This window comes from Methylobacterium sp. BTF04 (genome assembly GCF_010692745.1).
Classification (GTDB): domain Bacteria; phylum Pseudomonadota; class Alphaproteobacteria; order Rhizobiales; family Beijerinckiaceae; genus Methylobacterium.
The window spans coordinates 1-957 of record NZ_JAAHTB010000201.1; the positions used below are offsets into that span (position 1 = coordinate 1).

1 protein-coding gene is annotated in these 957 nt (G+C 64.9%); it reads left to right on the top strand.

Going from position 1 to position 957, the window contains the following annotated elements:
- Nucleotides 1-14: 14 nt before the first annotated feature.
- Nucleotides 15-957 (top strand): major capsid protein (locus G3T14_RS25595; RefSeq protein WP_163645027.1); only part of this gene is annotated, 943 nt, incomplete at its 3' end.

A 957-nucleotide genomic window follows, 5' to 3' on the forward strand; every position in this document is an offset into this window, starting at 1 on the left:
AGGAGCGTAAGCCGATGCCCACCATCCTCGACATCTTCAATCAGGACGCGTTCTCTGCGGCCTCCCTGACCGGCAACATCGCCATGGTGCCGAACAGCTACGGCCGCATCAACGAACTCGGGCTGTTCACCGCCGAGCCTGTCGCCACCACCTCCGTCATCGTCATGATTGAGAATGGCGTGCTCAACCTGCTGCCGACCCGCCCGCGTGGCGGCCCGGCCAGTCTCGGCACCCGTGGCAAGCAGAAGCCGGCGTCCTTCGTCGTGCCGCACATCCCGCATGAGGACAGTGTCCTCGCCACCGACGTGCAGAACATGCTCGCCCTGACCTCCAACGGCGATGCCGGTCTGGAGACGGTGCTCGGCTTCCTGAACCGGAAGCTCATCACCATGCGGCGCAAGCATGCCATCACGCTGGAGAACCTGCGGATGGGCGCGGTGAAGGGCATCATCCGCGATTCCGACGGAAGTGTCCTGCTCAACCTGTTCACCTCCTTCGGTGTCACCGAGCAGGTGGTCGACTTCCTCCTTGGCACCCCCGCCACTGACGTGGTCGGCAAGTGCCAGGACGTCACCGGCTACATGGAGGATAACCTCCTCGGTGAGACCATGACCGGCGTGCACGCTCTCTGCTCGCCCGAGTGGTTCCGGAAGTTCATCACGCATGCCAGCGTGAAGACCGCCTACACGTACTATGCGTCGGCCCCGAACCCGATGCGCCAGGACGTCCGCAAGGGCTTCGAGTTCGGCGGCATCACGTTCGAGGAGTACCGCGGCAGCGCGTCCTTCATGCAGGAGGACGGCACCACCAGCGTGGCGCAGCGGTTCATCCCGGCCGGCGATGTGCGGTTCATCCCGCTCGGCACCACCGACACCTTCACGAACTACTGGGCGCCCCCGGATTTCTGGGGAAGCGTGAACCAGGCGCCCAACGGCGCCGACTCCGAGGTGTTCGTCG